This window comes from Lysinibacillus composti (assembly GCF_016908465.1).
Classification (GTDB): domain Bacteria; phylum Bacillota; class Bacilli; order Bacillales_A; family Planococcaceae; genus Ureibacillus; species Ureibacillus composti_A.
Genome location: NZ_JAFBDY010000003.1, coordinates 134122 through 151379, shown reverse-complemented (window position 1 = coordinate 151379; position 17258 = coordinate 134122). Strand labels below are relative to the sequence as shown.

Genomic DNA, 17258 nt, shown 5'->3' with positions numbered 1-17258 from the left:
AACGAATGCAAAATGATTCATTTACCTGCTCGAAGGATTATTTGAGCAGGTTATATCGCGTGTACTTTATTAAACAGAATTGCTCACTTTTTCTGTCACAAATTCCACAAAATTACCCCAACTTCCCATCTGGACAAATTCCAATTTAATACAGATAATCAAATTAAGAAAGATCCATGTTGGAGGAATTCCTATGCAATTCAAACGTAAAGAAAGTTTCCGATTTGTATTCAATGATCCGATTGATGCTAGTTTTACAATCATCCAAAAAGAAGCTACTGAAAACCAAGAACCAATGAAGTCACCTTGCCAGATTCTTGACATCAGCCCGAAAGGTATAAAAATGTACCTTGAAGGTGAAATTAAGGAACGTGTTCAAAATAATTCAATTCTGAAAGTCGAGTTTATACTTGATGTCACTAACATCAAAGCCGCTGGGCAAGTGATGTGGGTGAAGCCTTTAGGACGTGGGAAACAGTATGGTGTATCATTACCAGATCAACCTGATATTGAGGAGTTAATCATCTTTGAAATGAAGCAACGGCGAAGAAAAGAAGTGCTAGCAAAGACGCGGTAATGTTAACTTTTTGTGAAGATTTTGTCGGAAATTGAAAAAAGGTTCTCTTTTAATGAAGGATTTATTAAGTTAATTGGAGAATATAAATAACATAGGTCAATAAAGGAGGAGTTTACATGCTAAACTTTAACATTCGTGGTGAAAACATTGAGGTAACTCCAGCGATTCGCGAACACGTTGAAAATAAAATTGAGAAAATCGAACGTTATTTCAACGATGATTTAAACGCAAACGCTAATGTCAATCTAAAGGTTTATAACGATAAACAAACGAAAGTAGAAGTAACTATTCCTTTAAAAAGTGTGACACTTCGCGCAGAAGAACGTCATGATGATATGTATGCAGCAATCGATTTAATAGTTGATAAATTAGAACGTCAAATTCGTAAACATAAAACAAAAGTAAACCGTAAGTTCCGTGAACGTGAAGGCGTGGGTGTTTACTTTGCACAGGAAGTAGCCGCAACTGGAACAATTGTTGAAGAAGAAGATTTCCCAATCGTTCGTACAAAACAATTCGACTTAAAACCAATGGATCAAGAAGAAGCCGTTCTTCAAATGAATCTACTTGGCCATGATTTCTACATCTACACTGATGCTGAATCTAATGGTACAAACATTGTGTACAAACGTCGAGACGGAAAATATGGCTTAATTGAAACAAATTAATCATTCAATGCAAGGGCTCTCGTAATTGGGAGCCCTTTTTTATATCTTCTAAGTTGTTTTTTTGATTTTATCCCGTATTGCGAACTTGCGCGGTTTCATATTCACTAAATATATACTCATCCCCACGAATACCATCCCGATAAATAATGTCGATGTAATGGCTTCATCAAAGAATGCAGCACTGATGAGCACGGCTAAAATCGGCACTAAAAAGGTGAATGCACCAACTTTACTTGCCTCGCCTTCATTAATCAGCTTGAAATAAAGAACTTGCGCCACTGCCATGCCAGCAGTTGATCCCCAAACGATACTTCCAATCAGTTTTCCATTCCATTGAATTGCATTGAAATCTTCAAATAGGAAGCTGGAACCTAATAATACGGCTCCCCCCAGAATAAGCTGCATGACGACCATCCAGAATGAATTGACTCTTTGATTATTTTTCTTCACATAGATCACACCGCTTGCCCAGACGAGTGCAGTTAACAATGCAAGTGTGACACCGATTGCGGAAACGTGGATGGCCAATCCGTCAAAACTTGCGAAGAATATCCCGATAAATCCTATGACGAGTCCAATAATCTTAAACGAGGTCATGTCTTCTCCTAAAAAAATCCACGCTAGGATTCCAAGTAACACCGGTTGGAAATAAACTAAAACTGAGAAAAGTCCCCCAGGTAAGTATACGAGCCCGATTGTTTGGATGCCTAGATATAACACCATGTTAAGGATGGCGGAAATGCTATAGTATTTCCAGTTCTCCTTAAACCTAAGTAAATGTCGACTTTTCCAAGCAATCATGAATAAAATTACGCCCCCAACAAATGCGCGGATTCCTGCAAAAAGCAGAGGCGGCATGAAGTGTACACCCATTTTATAGATTGGCCAGCTCGCTCCCCAGATGACCACCAACAGCGCTAACAATAAGTACGAGGTTAGCTTTGAACTTTCATTTCCCATCAAGTAACCTTCTTCCCAATGTGATAAAAACCTGGTTGCCGTTTCGCTTTAAGCGCAATAAACATTTACTCTTTTCATAATATATGTAGAATTTTGTGGAAGGTTTTTCTTAATGAAATGTAAAGCCTACTTGACATCAGTGATGAGTGTAAAGTATCCTTTACGTAAAGTTAATTTTACATTTAATTGAGGTGATGAAGTGCAAAATCGCATCAAGGATCTTCGTACAATTTATGATTTAACCCAAGATGAGTTAGCAGAACGACTTGAAGTTTCCAGACAGACGATTATCTCATTGGAGAAGGGGAGATATAACCCATCCATAATGCTCGCATATAAAATTTCTAAGGTGTTTATGTGCAGGATCGAAGACGTGTTTATTTTCGAGGAGGAGGAAAAGAATGGATAACTTTTGGGTAGCGCTACTTTTTTGGATTGGCTTAGCTGCAATTATCGTTGGTAGTTTTTATTTCACTAGAAAAATGGTGAAAAAGAAAAAGGCTTTAGATGAGCGATTTATCCAAAACGATCATTTGGCTCGTTCTTACAGCTGGATGGGCTCACTAGTCGTTATTTTCGTTACTTGGTTTCTTTCGCTTTTTGTGTTTCATTCAATGGTTGCATTTGGGTTAATTACGGCGATTTACATTGGTCATATGATGTCTTATGTAATTGGTGCTGTTATCGCTAATAGTCGGAATTGATGTTTCGCAATCCAACTTAACCGTTAAAGTTCATTTCTTAAGCCAATTTCGGTTCGTAACTGAACGTGAATTTTTCTAAGTGAACATAACTGGCTCGTAAGCGAACGTAATACAGTCTAAGTAAACATAACTAGCTCGTAAGTAAACATAAGCTTTTCCAAGTGAACAAAACCGTACGCAAAATCTATACAAGAAACAAAAAACCGTTCGCCAACTCAAAATACACCAAACTAAAAGCCTAAAATCCGCTCCGAAAGCAGGATTTTAGGCTGTTTTTCATCATATTAAAATTAAATCGAATAATCTTCACCATTTTCATGGCTGAATTGCCAAGTTACACCGAATTTGTCCACTAGGCTTCCGTAGACTTTGCTCCAAAATGTTTCTTGAAGTTCCATGACGACATTGCCACCTTCAGATAGAGCTTTAAATGATGATCTTAAAAAGTCTTCATCTGAATCTACTACTGCCACAGTGATGTTGTTTCCAACCGTAAATGGAGAACCTGGCCATGTATCGGAGAACATGATTCTGCTTCCTCGGATATCTAATCGAGTATGCATGACTAAATCTTTTGCCTCTTCAGGAACCGTGAAATTCGGATCGTTATTCGCCTCACCGAATGTCATAATTTGAGGTTTTTCTACTTTGAATGCTTCTGCATAAAACTCTGCTGCTTCACGACAATTACCATTAAAATTGAAATATACTTCGATTGCCATCTTAATTTCGCTCCTTATAATGGAAATGTTTTCATCTCGAGTGTACCATCTGACCATAAATTTCGTCATTAAAACTGTACTTTACTACATCTGCCCAAATCGCTCTTGATTTAATCAAATTAGCTTGGACTCACGTAATTTTGAGAACTCAGAATTATTCCCGATTTAATGGGTACCAAGTACATATTCAATTCGAAAAATTCCAAATTATACGAGTACCAGGTATACACTCTAATTCAAAAATCTGCACCAAAACATCTTAATACCATGTACATAAAAACCATATAAAAGGAGGGTATTTGCACCTAATATAGAATAGATGATAAAATGGAAGATGAGACTATATGGGATGTGAAATTCATGGCGAACATTTTAAATAAATTATTTGATTTCAATAAAAAAGAAGTAAAGAAATTAGAAAAGATTGCTGATCGAGTTGAGTCATTTGCATCTCCAATGGAACAATTATCGGATGATGCGTTAAAAGCAAAAACAATTGAATTTAAAGAGCGTTATGAAAATGGAGAATCTTTAGACCAACTTCTTCCTGAAGCGTTTGCGGTTTGTCGTGAAGCCGCTCGCCGTGTATTAGGGATGTTTCCATACCGTGTGCAAATTATGGGTGCAGCGGCATTACATGATGGAAATATTTCTGAGATGAAAACAGGGGAAGGTAAAACGTTAACTGCCACAATGGCTGTTTACCTCAATGCAATCACTGGCAAAGGCGTGCACGTTGTAACAGTCAACGAATACCTTGCAAGCCGTGATGCAGGTGAAATGGGTGAACTTTATAACTTTTTAGGGTTAACAGTTGGTTTAAACTTAAATAGCCTTTCAAAAGAAGAGAAACGCGAAGCCTATGCAGCAGATATTACATATAGCACAAACAACGAATTAGGTTTTGACTATTTACGTGATAACATGGTGCTTTATAAAGAAGAGCGAGTACAACGTGAGCTACATTATGCCGTAATCGATGAAGTTGACTCCATTTTAATCGATGAAGCGCGTACACCTCTTATTATTTCTGGTCAAGCCGGTCGTACAGCAAAACTTTATGTACAATCAAATGCTTTCGTTCGTATGTTAAAGGCAGAAGAGGATTACTCCTATGAAGAAACAACTAAGGGCGTTACATTAACAGAAAGTGGGATTGCAAAAGCGGAGCGTGCCTTCGGTATTGACAACCTATTTGATTTAACTCATGTACGTTTACTTCATGCGATCAATCAATCGTTGAAAGCACACGTGTCTATGCACCTTGATGTAGATTATGTCGTGCAAGAGGGCGAGATTATCATTGTTGATAGTTTCACAGGGCGTTTAATGAAAGGCCGTCGTTATTCAGATGGTTTACACCAAGCAATCGAGGCTAAAGAAGGTGTAGACATTCAAAATGAATCGATGACAATGGCAACAATTACATTCCAAAACTACTTCCGTATGTATCAAAAGCTATCTGGTATGACAGGTACAGCGAAAACGGAAGAAGAGGAATTCCGTAACATTTATAATATGAATGTTGTCGTAATCCCAACAAATAGACCGATTCAACGTGATGACCGTGCAGATTTAATTTTTGCGTCTATGAAAGGTAAGTTCGAGGCGGTTGCTGCTGATATCGCAGAGCGTCATAAAATCGGACAACCTGTTTTAGTTGGGACAGTTGCGATTGAAACTTCTGAAATCATTTCTCAACTTTTAGATAGACATAAAATTCCTCACAACGTGTTAAATGCGAAAAATCATGAACGTGAGGCGGAAATTATCGCCGATGCTGGGAAAAAAGGTTCGGTAACGATTGCCACAAACATGGCAGGTCGTGGTACGGATATTAAATTAGGTGAAGGTGTATTGGAAGTCGGTGGCTTAGCTGTCATTGGGACTGAACGCCATGAATCTCGCCGTATTGATAACCAGTTACGTGGTCGTTCTGGACGTCAAGGGGACCCTGGTGTAACGCAATTCTATTTATCACTTGAAGATGAATTGATGCGTCGTTTCGGTTCAGACAATATGAAAAATATGATGACAAGATTGGGTATGGATGATACTCAACCGATACAGTCCAAAATGGTTTCGAAAGCAGTTGAAGGTGCACAAAAACGTGTAGAAGGTAACAACTTTGATGCGCGTAAACGATTATTACAATACGATGATGTTCTACGTCAACAACGTGAAGTCATTTACAAAGAACGTGCGGAAGTTCTCGAAACTGAAAATATGCGCGGCCTAGTTGAGGGAATGATTCAAGAATCAATCGAAGAGATTGTGCAGATCCATACACAAGGTGATCAAAAAGATTGGAACTTTAAAGCACTTGAAGATTATATTCAAGCTAACCTTTTAGATGAAGGGGTTATTAAAGCTAGTGACCTTGAAGGGAAATCCCCTGAAGAAATCATTAACTTCATTTACTCTAAAGTTCAAGAAAGCTACAATGAGAAAGAAGAACAACTTACGCCAGAACGTATGCGTGAGTTCGAAAAGGTTATTTTACTTCGTTCAATTGATACAAAATGGATTGATCATATCGATGCAATGGATCAGTTACGTCAAGGGATTCACCTACGTGCTTATGGACAAACTGACCCATTACGTGAATATGAAAACGAAGGCTTTGCGATGTTTGAAGATATGAAGCATTCAATTCGTGAAGATGTAACGAAATATGCGATGAAAGCACAAATCCGCAACAACTTAGAACGTGAAGAAGTTGCAAAGGGACAAGCAGTTAACCCAAAAGAAGATGATGCAGCACCAAAGAAAAAACAACCGGTTCGTAAAGTTGAAACGATTGGTCGAAATGATTTATGTCCTTGTGGAAGTGGCAAGAAGTTTAAAAACTGTCACGGTGTAACGAATTAATTAAGGTTTTTTATGTATAAACCGCGGCTGTCAAAGTTGGCAGCCCGGTTTTCTCAATTTTATTTGTACGGAGGAAATGATTAATGTTTGAATTTGCAGATGTAAGAAATGTTTTAGAAACTTCAGCCAAGAAACTGGCGGACTTCAGGGGGTCTCTTTGACTTAGAGAACAAAGAGGCACGTATTCAAGAATTAGATGAAATGATGTTAATGCCAGACTTTTGGAATGACCAAAATGCAGCACAGACAGTTATTAATGAAGCCAATGCTCTAAAAGCAGTTGTGAATGAATTTAATGACTTAGTGGATACGCATGAAAATTTAGAAATGACTTTGGAGCTACTAAAGGAAGAACCAGATGAAGAGCTGCAAGAAGAGCTAAGTAACGAGCTTGTTGAGTTCCAACAAAAAATGGATGCATTTGAATTACAGATGCTTCTAAGTGAACCATATGATAAAAACAATGCAATTTTAGAACTTCACCCAGGTGCTGGTGGTACGGAATCACAGGATTGGGGCTCAATGCTTCTTCGTATGTATACACGTTGGGCAGAACAGCACGGTTTCAAAGTAGAAACAATGGATTACTTACCAGGTGATGAAGCTGGGATTAAATCCGTGACATTGTTAATCCAAGGTCACAATGCATATGGTTATTTAAAAGCTGAAAAAGGTGTACATCGTTTAGTACGTATTTCGCCTTTTGATTCTGCAGGTCGTCGTCATACATCTTTTGTTTCATGTGATGTCATGCCAGAATTTAACAATGAGATTGAAATCGATATCCGTTCTGAAGATCTAAAAGTTGATACGTATCGTGCAACAGGTGCAGGTGGACAGCATATTAATACGACGGACTCGGCTGTTCGTATTACGCATATCCCAACAGGTGTTGTCGTATCATGTCAGGCGGAGCGTTCACAAATTAAAAACCGCGATAAAGCAATGAACATGTTAAAAGCGAAGTTGTATCAATTAGAAATTGAAAAACAACAAGCTGAGTTAGATGCGATTCGCGGAGAGCAAAAAGAAATTGGCTGGGGTTCACAGATTCGTTCTTACGTCTTCCACCCATATTCAATGGTAAAAGACCACCGTACAAGTTTTGAAACTGGTAACGTTCAAGGAGTTATGGACGGAGAACTAGATGGTTTCATTAATGCTTATTTACGAACTCGAATTGGACAATAATATTAGAAAGGGCTTCATCTGTGGTGAATAGATGAAGCCCTTTTCTAGTCTAGAGGATTCTGAATGAAGCGTCTGTCTTGGAGTATTTTGTTTTGTATTTATGAAAAGACTACTATGTAACAAACTAAGGGTTACAGGTTCGTCATATTCATCGCTTTTTTTAATACCTTCACTTCAGCTTTTGTGTTTAATGTATCATTTGCGAGTATTCCAAGTTTTTCATCAATGGTGTCGAGTCTTTCGTTGATCGTATTAATTTTGCCAAGTAACTCTGAATGGTTTCGTTCAACCTTTTCTTCAAGCGAATCCATTCGATTTTCAAGAGAGTCCATTCTACTCTCAGGTGAATTCATTCTCCCATTAAGCGCTTTAAAATGCTCATCCATTTTTGATGATAGTTCCATCACAGCTTGTAGAACTTGTTCATTTTCACTCATCATGCATTCCTCCTTTTAAAGATTTGTTTTATACGAATTTAATTACTCTTAACTATTATAGTGGGTGGATTTTTCAGTTCAATACTGTCAGTTTAGTTAAGATTTCGTAAAGAAACACTTGTATACAAAACTTCAACCCCCTCCTAATAAGCAAAATCTTCCCACTTGAAATACAATTGCATAATTGTATGAGTAGGGGTAAAATAATAATACGAACAAACGTTCCTTAGGAGGGGTTTTTGTGGCGCATATTCCCATTGAAACTGTCCCGTATTTAGAATCGGCAATTTACTTACCAATGCTTCTTACCGTGTTAGAAAAGGATTATGCTGAAGTTGAAGCTGGACAGTTTAAACTGAAGCGTCCATATATAAAACTAATTGAAAAAGCGAAGGAAAGTGCATTGGATGATCTGAAAAAAACAAAAACATATTTAAAAGAACATCAATTAAAAGTAATTCGTGGTAGTTCAGATGAATTGTTTACGGAGTATTCTTTTCACTTTCAACAAACAATGGAAGTGAGAAGGTATTCAAATATACGACTCCGCAATCAGGTTGAAGATCTACTTAATTTTTATTTGTTCATCGCATCGAAGAATCAGAATCAATAGAAAGGAAAGTCATTTTGAATTTCTTGTCTTTTATTTTTAATATATATTTGGAACATTGTCGAATAAACATATTGTGAACTAAATGATGAGGAATGAACTTGTAGAGTTAGTTCTCGTCCATCCTTTAAAGTGATTTCTGTACAATTTTTTACTTTTTTGAAGTTGATAATGGCATGTAGTCCAATCCAACAATTATCTGATGAATCTGGTGATAAAAGCGGGAAGAAAACACATGGAAAACCATTAGCATAAGAAATAGAAATCGGTAATTTATGTTTTTCTTCTCCAAAGAATTCTTTAGCAAACTGACGTGCAGCATGATAATTAATGGACATATTCTTACAAGATTCTTTGATTATTTTAAGTGGTGATTGTGAGACGAGGACTTCACCGCCCTTATCATATACACGTGAATATGTTTTGTTGTTGTCCAGATGAATTGGTTCGATCATGTAAGTATTTCGTGTTACACAATATGAATCTACAAAATTTCCTTTTTTCAAAATAGTTTCCTCCTGGTATGAAAGTAGTATAATCGGCCGATTTACAAATATCATAAATTGAAATTCGAGTGTTTTCAACATAATACTTACTAATTTTCAAAAGATTTACAATAGCGTTACAATTTGTTCGATAAAAACAGATACATTTTAACTAATGTTTTGTAAATTACGGGTACTATTGAACCAGTATAAATGTAGTGTAATTATAAGTTCATAACAATTCGGACTATTAGACATTGGTGATCGCATCGTAATAAAAAATGCGAACATATTTTTGAGTAATGACGTCCAATACATAGCGAAATTATTATTTCTTTAATAGATAAATAAATTAATATATTTTTCAGAAAATATTGCAAATTGAAATTAGATTTTTTATAATAGAAAAAAGGGAATCGGGGTGATATCGATGGATAAATTTTATTCATACACAGATTTTCTTAAAGCAGTTGGACACTCTCAACATGCAAATGAATCTGAAAAGTTATTGAATGACATTTATTTGGACTTGTTTTTAAACAGAATGAAAAGACTTCAAAGAATCGAACAGTTGAAAAATTTCATCGATAATGCATTAGATGAAAAAAATGAGGCAGCGTTTTACAAATATGCTCAGGAATTAAACGAGCTGCAAGAGAGTAGTTAAATGCTAGGCAGTCTACGTGCACGGAGAATTTAGTGATTAAATACCTCAAGAATTAAATGAATTTTTTATAGTAGTGGAAAGTCAATATAGAATATTGGTGAGTAAGTTATTTTACGATGTCGGATCATAATTGGTAGAGTGAATTGGTGAAAAGTACAAGTATAGATACGCGCATTAAACAACATAAATATTTTTTGAAAAGTCGCCTTGGTGCTGAACTTATTTCTAACTATTGTTAGCAACTGTCTAACAAGAATAGGGTTCAGAGTGGCGGCTTTTTAATTTTGTCTAGCAAAGTTTAAAGATTCTTCACCTATATAAGTAAAGCATTACTTTGACCAGTCTATTGTAAATTTTAGAATATACGTTCGCATATTAATGTTATTCTTAAATTGGTTATGCTAAAATATAAATACAAGAATTGGGAGAAAGGACGAACAATGAATGACCGAAACTTTTGATTTGCAGTCAGCGTACAAACCGAGTGGAGATCAGCCTGCTGCAATTGAACAGCTTGTTCAAGGAGTAAATGAAGGCAAACGCTATCAAACATTACTTGGTGCAACTGGAACGGGGAAAACATTCACCATTTCAAATGTCATTAAAGAAGTAAATAAGCCTACACTCGTGATTGCTCATAATAAAACACTTGCAGGACAGCTCTATAGTGAGTTTAAGCAATTTTTCCCAAATAATGCAGTTGAATATTTCGTAAGTTACTATGACTATTTTCAACCTGAAGCTTATGTACCGCAAACGGATACATATATTGAAAAAGATTCCAGCATAAATGATGAAATTGATAAATTACGACATTCAGCAACAAGTGCTTTATTTGAACGAAAAGATGTCATTATTATTGCTTCGGTATCCTGTATTTATGGTTTAGGGAATCCAGAAGAATACCGTGAATTGGTTGTTTCAGTTCGTACAGGGATGGAAATTGAACGAAATCAACTATTACGAAAATTAGTAGATATACAATTTGAACGTAATGATGTAAATTTCCAACGCGGAACTTTCCGAGTACGTGGCGATGTTGTTGAGATCTTCCCGGCATCACGTGATGAGAAATGTATTCGTGTAGAATTTTTCGGTGATGAGATTGACCGAATTCGTGAAGTAGACGCATTGACTGGCGAAATTATAGGGGACCGAGATCATGTTGCCATTTTCCCAGCATCTCACTTCGTTACGCGTGAAGAAAAGATGCTTAAAGCAATTGAAAATATAGAAGCTGAATTAGAAGAACAACTTGCGAAATTAAGAGCTGAAGATAAGTTGCTTGAAGCTCAGCGTTTGGAACAACGCACAAACTATGACTTGGAAATGATGAAAGAAATGGGTTTTTGTTCGGGAATTGAAAACTATTCACGTCATTTAACATTAAGACCAGCTGGGGTAACTCCATATACTTTACTAGATTATTTCCCAGAAGATTTCTTACTAGTGGTGGATGAAAGTCACGTAACCTTACCGCAAGTACGTGGAATGTACAATGGAGACCAAGCTCGTAAAGGTGTATTAGTTGAGCACGGGTTCCGTCTACCTTCAGCGCTTGATAACCGTCCATTAAGATTTGAGGAATTTGAAAAACATATTCATCAAGCAATTTTTGTTTCGGCAACACCAGGTCCATATGAAATCGAACATACACCTGAAATGGTAGAGCAGATTATTCGTCCAACAGGGTTATTAGATCCTAATATTGAAGTACGTCCTATTGAAGGCCAGATTGATGATTTAATTGGTGAAATCAATCAACGTGTAGAAAAAGGAGAACGTGTTCTAATCACAACTTTAACGAAGAAAATGTCGGAAGACTTAACCGCTTACTTAAAAGAAATCGGTATTAAGGTTGAATATCTTCATTCGGAAATTAAAACGTTAGAACGTATTGAAATCATTCGAGAACTTCGTAAAGGTACTCATGATGTATTAGTAGGAATTAACCTCCTGCGTGAAGGTTTAGATATTCCGGAAGTTTCACTTGTAGCTATTCTCGATGCCGATAAAGAAGGCTTTTTGCGATCAGAACGTTCATTAATTCAAACGATTGGGCGTGCGGCACGTAATTCAAATGGGCATGTTATTATGTATGCTGACAATATGACTGATTCCATGAAAAAAGCGATTGATGAGACGAAACGTCGTCGAACAATACAAGAAGCCTATAATAAAGAACATGGCATTACTCCAAAAACGATTCAAAAGAAAATACCAGAATTAATCCGAGCAACACAAGCTGCCGAAGAGGAAGAAACATATGTAACGAAAGTGACGAAAGGTAAAAAATTAACGAAATCAGAACTAGAAAAGTTAATTACGTCGCTTGAGGTAGAAATGAAAGAAGCAGCAAAAGCACTTGATTTTGAACGTGCAGCAGAACTTAGAGATACAATCTTTGAATTGAAAACAGAAGGGTGACCTAGCTTGAAAAATACAGAAATTGTCGTGCAAGGTGCACGTTCGAATAATTTGAAAAATATCAATGTCACAATTCCACGAGATCAACTTGTGGTCATCACTGGATTGTCTGGGTCAGGTAAGTCCTCGCTTGCTTTTGATACGATTTATGCAGAAGGGCAACGTCGTTATGTAGAATCCCTTTCTGCATATGCTCGTCAGTTTTTAGGGCAAATGGATAAACCAGATGTTGATTTAATCGAAGGTTTGTCACCTGCAATATCCATCGACCAAAAAACGACGAGTCGTAATCCACGGTCTACTGTTGGGACGGTGACAGAAATCTATGATTATCTACGCCTTTTATTTGCACGCATTGGAAAACCAATCTGTCCTAATCATGGAATCGAGATTACTTCACAGACAATTGAACAGATGGTGGACCGGCTATTAGAATATCCAGAACGTACAAAAATGCAATTACTAGCCCCGATTGTTTCAGGTCGAAAAGGAACACATGTAAAATTACTTGAAGACTTGAAAAAACAAGGGTTTGTTCGTGTACGTATTGATGGTGAAATGCAAGATTTAGACGATTCTATTGAACTTGATAAAAATAAAAAACACAATATTGAAGTTGTGGTTGACCGTATTGTTGTAAAAGATGGGATTGCTTCTCGATTAAGTGACTCGCTTGAGACTGCACTAAAACTTGCGGATGGTCGTGTTTTAGTAGATGTGATGGAACATGAGGAATTACTATTTAGTGAACACCATGCCTGCCCATTATGTGGATTTTCCATTGGCGAATTAGAACCACGTATGTTTTCATTTAACAGTCCTTTTGGTGCGTGCCCTTCGTGTGATGGTTTAGGAACAAAATTAGAGGTGGACCTCGACCTGTTAGTTCCTGATTGGAGTAGAACATTAGAAGAACATGCCATTGCTGCTTGGGAACCAACAAGTTCTCAATATTATCCTCAGCTGTTAAAAGCAGTTTGTGAACATTACGGCATTCCAATGGACGTTCCTGTATCGGAATTACCAAAAAACCAAATGGATAAAATCCTCTACGGGTCAGGACCTGACCTCATTCACTTTTATTACGAGAATGAATTTGGCTCTATTCACGATAAAGATATTTTATTTGAAGGCGTTGTAAGTAATGTTGAACGACGATATCGTGAAACATCTTCTGATTATGTACGGGAACAAATGGAAAAATATATGACAGAACATAAATGCCCGTCATGTAAAGGATATCGATTAAAACCTGAGACATTAGCTGTAAAAGTACAAGGATTACACATAGCAGAGGCAACTGAGCATTCCATTGGAGAAATGTACGAATTTTTCTCGAATGTCACTTTAAGTGAAAAGGAAATACAAATTGCTCGACTAATTATTCGTGAAGTCGTGGAGCGTTTAAGCTTTTTAATTAATGTTGGTTTAGATTACCTAACGCTTTCTCGTGCTGCTGGTACATTATCGGGTGGGGAAGCTCAGCGTATTCGTCTTGCTACTCAAATAGGTTCACGTCTTACAGGTGTACTTTATATTCTGGACGAGCCTTCGATTGGGTTACACCAACGTGACAATGACCGTTTAATTGGTACGTTAAAAGAAATGCGAGACTTAGGTAATACATTAATTGTTGTCGAACACGATGAAGATACAATGATGGCTGCCGACTACTTAATTGATGTTGGCCCAGGTGCAGGAGTTCATGGTGGTGAAATTGTTGCTGCTGGTACACCAGTAGAAGTCATGAACAACCCGGAGTCTATTACAGGAAACTACTTAAGTGGGAAAAAGTTTATACCGCTTCCAATAGAACGTCGTAAACCAGATGGTCGTAAATTATCCATTAAAGGTGCATCCGAAAATAACTTGAAGAATGTTAAAGTCGATATACCGCTTGGTCAGTTCATTGCAGTTACAGGCGTATCTGGTTCAGGGAAATCAACACTTATTAATGAGATTTTATATAAAGCTCTTGCACAAAAATTGAATCGGGCAAGAACAAAACCAGGCAAACATAAAGAAATCACAGGTATTGAACAATTAGAAAAAGTAATCGATATAGACCAATCGCCAATTGGTCGAACACCTCGATCAAACCCGGCCACATATACAGGTGTTTTTGACGATGTTCGAGATTTATTTGCTTCAACAAACGAGGCTAAAGTACGTGGATATAAAAAAGGACGATTTAGCTTCAATGTTAAGGGTGGACGATGTGAAGCGTGCCGCGGTGATGGAATCATTAAAATTGAAATGCATTTCCTACCAGACGTGTATGTTCCTTGTGAAGTTTGTCATGGGAAACGATTTAATCGTGAAACATTGGAAGTACGTTACAAAGAAAAGAATATCGCAGAAATTTTAGACATGACAGTAGAGGATGCAGTAGTTTTCTTTGAAAATGTTCCAAAAATTCATCGTAAATTACAAACCATTGTAGATGTAGGACTGGGCTATATGAAACTTGGACAATCTGCCACAACTCTATCTGGTGGAGAAGCGCAACGTGTGAAGTTAGCATCTGAGCTACACCGACGTTCAACAGGGAAGTCCTTCTACATTTTAGATGAACCAACTACAGGTCTTCATGCAGATGATATTGCAAGACTCTTAATCGTTCTTCAGCGACTTGTTGAGAATGGTGAGACTGTTCTTGTCATCGAACATAATTTAGATGTCATCAAAACAGCTGATTATATCATTGATCTCGGTCCAGAAGGCGGCGATAAAGGTGGCACGATTTTGGCAACAGGAACACCTGAGCAAATTGCAGAAGTAAAAGAATCCTATACAGGTAGCTACTTAAAACCAATTTTAGAGCGTGACCGTAAACGAATGGAAGCGGTGCTTGAAGAGGCAACCAATAAATAAGCCATTATCTTCATTCATCATAAAACTTCTCCTCTGTAGGTGGGAAATGAATAGACAATTTTCCTTTTTTAGTGGGGGTCTAAACCCCTACTTAAATAAATGAACTCAGACTAAGAGCGCCACGTCCTGTGGCAACGTCTGAGTGACCAACATCGTGTTGGCCTAAACTCCGGCGGATGTCACGGATTTTGAGAGGAGTTATAAGTGGAAGTTAGCCTAAAATCGTCGCATCCGTGCGACAACGGCTAACTGACCTACATCCTGTAGGCCCAAGCGCAATTCAAAATCTGGACGCAATTACGCCAAGGCGTTATTGATTGATAAATGTGTAAAAAAACAGAAATATTTGAAGTTTCGAGTGCTTTTTTGAAACTTTTTTCCCTCCCTCGTCGTATAATTGGTATACAAATTAGAGGGAGGATTTTTATTCATTATGGAAAATGAACGTAAGCGCATATTACAGTTAGTTCAAAACGGAACAATCTCTGCAGATGAGGCCATTGTTTTACTAGAAGCGTTGTCAAAGCAAAATGAATCCACTCAATTACCTGCAAATCCACCGGTCGTAAGCCAAGAATCACAACCAGTAAAAGAGGATGTGTCCACACAAAGTCATTCATCACAAGAGCACCATGAATACAGTGAGACAAAAAATGAACAAACGAAATCAAAATCATCCGGATTTGAAGATCTCTTTGGAAATATATTTAACAATAAAGAATCTGCTAATCAGTTCGTAAATGAATTGAAACAAGACTTATCACAGTTCAGTAGCCGCATGATGGACGTAATGAATTCTACATTTTCTAAAGTTAAAGATTTCGATTTAGAATTTCCGTTTGGGAACAAAGTCGAGTTTGATAAAACCTATTCTTTTGATGCAGCTGAAATTAAAGGAATTGAATTAGATATTCCAAATGGACGCGTTGACGTTGTAAAAGCAGAAGATGAGCGTTTTTTAATTGAAGCTCAAATTAAAACATCTGCTGCCAATCAAGATGAGGACCTGTCGAAAGAAAGATTCGTTCAGGATTTTGTAACCTTCATCAATGGTAAATTAACGATTTCTACTACAACAAAAATGTCACAAGTGAACTTACGTCTAGTTGTACCTAAACAACAATATGATGTTGTTTTATTGCGTTTACTAAATGGCGGTGTAACAATTCAAAATCTTGATGCTAAGCTATTGAAAGTTAAAACGTATAACGGAGCAATTAAGATAGATGAAAGTACATTCCAAAATGCAGATATCCAATCTGGCAATGGCTCAATTGAATTACGCCATGTGAAAGGTGAAGATTTAGAGGCCGAAACAGTCAATGGTCGTATTTACATTGATGGAGACATACAAGAAGTAGAAGCTGAATCAGTTAATGGAGCAGTGATTGTAACGACAACAAGCTCATCAGCAAGGAAATTAAAAGCACGTACTGTTGCTGGTGCAGTGGAAATGTATATTCCGAAAACTTTGTCACTTAATGGACAAGTTTCAACAAACTTTGGGAAAACGGATGTTGGCTTAGCCGATATCGAAAAACGTTCCGAAGAAGATCAGTTTTTACAAAAGACATTACGTTTTGATAAAATATTAGAAAATCAACCCGTATTAAAATTAAGCGGAGAAACACGATCAGGAAGCATTATCGTCCGATATCTGGCGTAATTGCTTACGGACCTTGTTTAAGTTAAGCAATCAGGTTAATGTACCACTAAATCAAGAGGCAAATCATCCTAATAAGATGATTTGCCTTTTTACTTTTTACTAAGACGAACCTTCTTCCAATTATTTCGTTCAGATAAGAGTGTTTTTTCCTTAATCATGTAAAATAGATAAAATTTCGACAAAAATAATAGAGGAATTTATAGAAATAAATGGAATTATGTAGTAAAAGGCATTTGAAACATTTTTACCTCATTCTTTTGAGATACAATTCCCTCTGATTAGACTACAAGCAAATACCACACCAATGATTTCTAGAGGAACTTTAACATACACTAGGAAATCTAGTTGCAGATATGACAAAGCGCCTATCACTCATATCGTTTAGTGTCAAAATTTTAC

At 37.0% G+C, this 17258-nt stretch carries 15 protein-coding genes; 11 read left to right on the top strand and 4 right to left on the bottom strand.

Annotated features, from left to right (window positions below; all coding sequences use genetic code 11):
* Positions 1 to 193 precede the first annotated feature (193 nt).
* Complete coding sequence (locus JOD29_RS05955; protein ID WP_124763724.1) at positions 194 to 577, top strand: PilZ domain-containing protein; 384 nt, start codon at positions 194 to 196, stop codon at positions 575 to 577.
* A gap of 116 nt (positions 578 to 693) precedes the next feature.
* Positions 694 to 1245, top strand: coding sequence for a ribosome hibernation-promoting factor, HPF/YfiA family (gene hpf / locus JOD29_RS05950; RefSeq protein ID WP_124763723.1), 552 nt, complete (start codon positions 694 to 696; stop codon positions 1243 to 1245).
* Positions 1246 to 1293: 48 nt separating this feature from the next.
* Here hpf and JOD29_RS05945 read toward each other — a convergent pair whose 3' ends face one another.
* A complete protein-coding gene (locus JOD29_RS05945) occupies positions 1294 to 2205 on the bottom strand; it encodes a DMT family transporter (protein ID WP_124763722.1) in 912 nt (303 codons plus the stop codon).
* Positions 2206 to 2404: 199 nt separating this feature from the next.
* Between JOD29_RS05945 and JOD29_RS05940 the strand changes: the two genes are divergently transcribed.
* Both JOD29_RS05940 and JOD29_RS05935 read left to right on the top strand, forming a co-directional pair.
* Positions 2405 to 2614: a helix-turn-helix transcriptional regulator gene (locus tag JOD29_RS05940; protein WP_124763721.1), complete on the top strand. Its 210-nt coding sequence runs from the start codon at positions 2405 to 2407 to the stop codon at positions 2612 to 2614.
* A complete protein-coding gene (locus JOD29_RS05935) occupies positions 2607 to 2909 on the top strand; it encodes a hypothetical protein (RefSeq protein WP_124763720.1) in 303 nt (100 codons plus the stop codon). Before JOD29_RS05940 ends, JOD29_RS05935 begins: the two co-directional genes overlap by 8 nt.
* 290 nt (positions 2910 to 3199) lie before the next feature.
* Here JOD29_RS05935 and JOD29_RS05930 read toward each other — a convergent pair whose 3' ends face one another.
* A complete protein-coding gene (locus JOD29_RS05930; RefSeq protein WP_124763719.1) occupies positions 3200 to 3631 on the bottom strand; it encodes a VOC family protein in 432 nt (143 codons plus the stop codon).
* Between the two features lie 360 nt (positions 3632 to 3991).
* Between JOD29_RS05930 and secA the strand changes: the two genes are divergently transcribed.
* Together secA and prfB are read left to right on the top strand one after the other, a co-directional pair.
* Positions 3992 to 6502 carry a preprotein translocase subunit SecA gene (secA, locus tag JOD29_RS05925; RefSeq protein ID WP_124763718.1) on the top strand — a complete coding sequence of 837 codons (2511 nt, stop codon included), beginning with the start codon at positions 3992 to 3994 and terminating at the stop codon, positions 6500 to 6502.
* An 83-nt stretch (positions 6503 to 6585) separates the two neighbouring features.
* Positions 6586 to 7693, top strand: a protein-coding gene (gene prfB, locus JOD29_RS05920; RefSeq protein ID WP_124763717.1) for a peptide chain release factor 2 whose coding sequence is annotated in 2 segments (ribosomal slippage) — positions 6586 to 6660 and positions 6662 to 7693 — 1107 coding nt in all. Because the reading frame shifts where the segments join, the coding sequence is not laid out codon by codon here.
* 131 nt (positions 7694 to 7824) lie between these two features.
* Here prfB and JOD29_RS05915 read toward each other — a convergent pair.
* Positions 7825 to 8130: a hypothetical protein gene (locus JOD29_RS05915; RefSeq protein ID WP_124763716.1), complete on the bottom strand. Its 306-nt coding sequence runs from the start codon at positions 8128 to 8130 to the stop codon at positions 7825 to 7827.
* Positions 8131 to 8371: 241 nt separating this feature from the next.
* Between JOD29_RS05915 and JOD29_RS05910 the strand changes: the two genes are divergently transcribed.
* Positions 8372 to 8743 (top strand): YhjD family protein, encoded by a 372-nt coding sequence (locus JOD29_RS05910; protein WP_124763715.1) that lies wholly within the window; start codon positions 8372 to 8374, stop codon positions 8741 to 8743.
* Here JOD29_RS05910 and JOD29_RS05905 read toward each other — a convergent pair.
* Complete coding sequence (locus tag JOD29_RS05905) at positions 8737 to 9246, bottom strand: competence protein ComK (protein ID WP_158610528.1); 510 nt, start codon at positions 9244 to 9246, stop codon at positions 8737 to 8739. The genes JOD29_RS05910 and JOD29_RS05905 overlap by 7 nt on opposite strands.
* Positions 9247 to 9655: 409 nt before the next feature.
* Between JOD29_RS05905 and JOD29_RS05900 the strand changes: the two genes are divergently transcribed.
* The 4 genes from JOD29_RS05900 (at position 9656) to JOD29_RS05885 (ending at position 16859) form a co-directional block, all read left to right on the top strand.
* Positions 9656 to 9892, top strand: coding sequence for an IDEAL domain-containing protein (locus JOD29_RS05900; protein ID WP_124763713.1), 237 nt, complete (start codon positions 9656 to 9658; stop codon positions 9890 to 9892).
* A 444-nt stretch (positions 9893 to 10336) separates the two neighbouring features.
* Complete coding sequence (uvrB, locus tag JOD29_RS05895; RefSeq protein WP_124763712.1) at positions 10337 to 12319, top strand: excinuclease ABC subunit UvrB; 1983 nt, start codon at positions 10337 to 10339, stop codon at positions 12317 to 12319.
* Between the two features lie 6 nt (positions 12320 to 12325).
* Positions 12326 to 15193 carry an excinuclease ABC subunit UvrA gene (gene uvrA, locus JOD29_RS05890; RefSeq protein WP_124763711.1) on the top strand — a complete coding sequence of 956 codons (2868 nt, stop codon included), beginning with the start codon at positions 12326 to 12328 and terminating at the stop codon, positions 15191 to 15193.
* A 433-nt stretch (positions 15194 to 15626) separates the two neighbouring features.
* A complete protein-coding gene (locus JOD29_RS05885) occupies positions 15627 to 16859 on the top strand; it encodes an SHOCT-like domain-containing protein (RefSeq protein ID WP_124763710.1) in 1233 nt (410 codons plus the stop codon).
* The last annotated feature ends 399 nt before the right edge of the window (positions 16860 to 17258 follow it).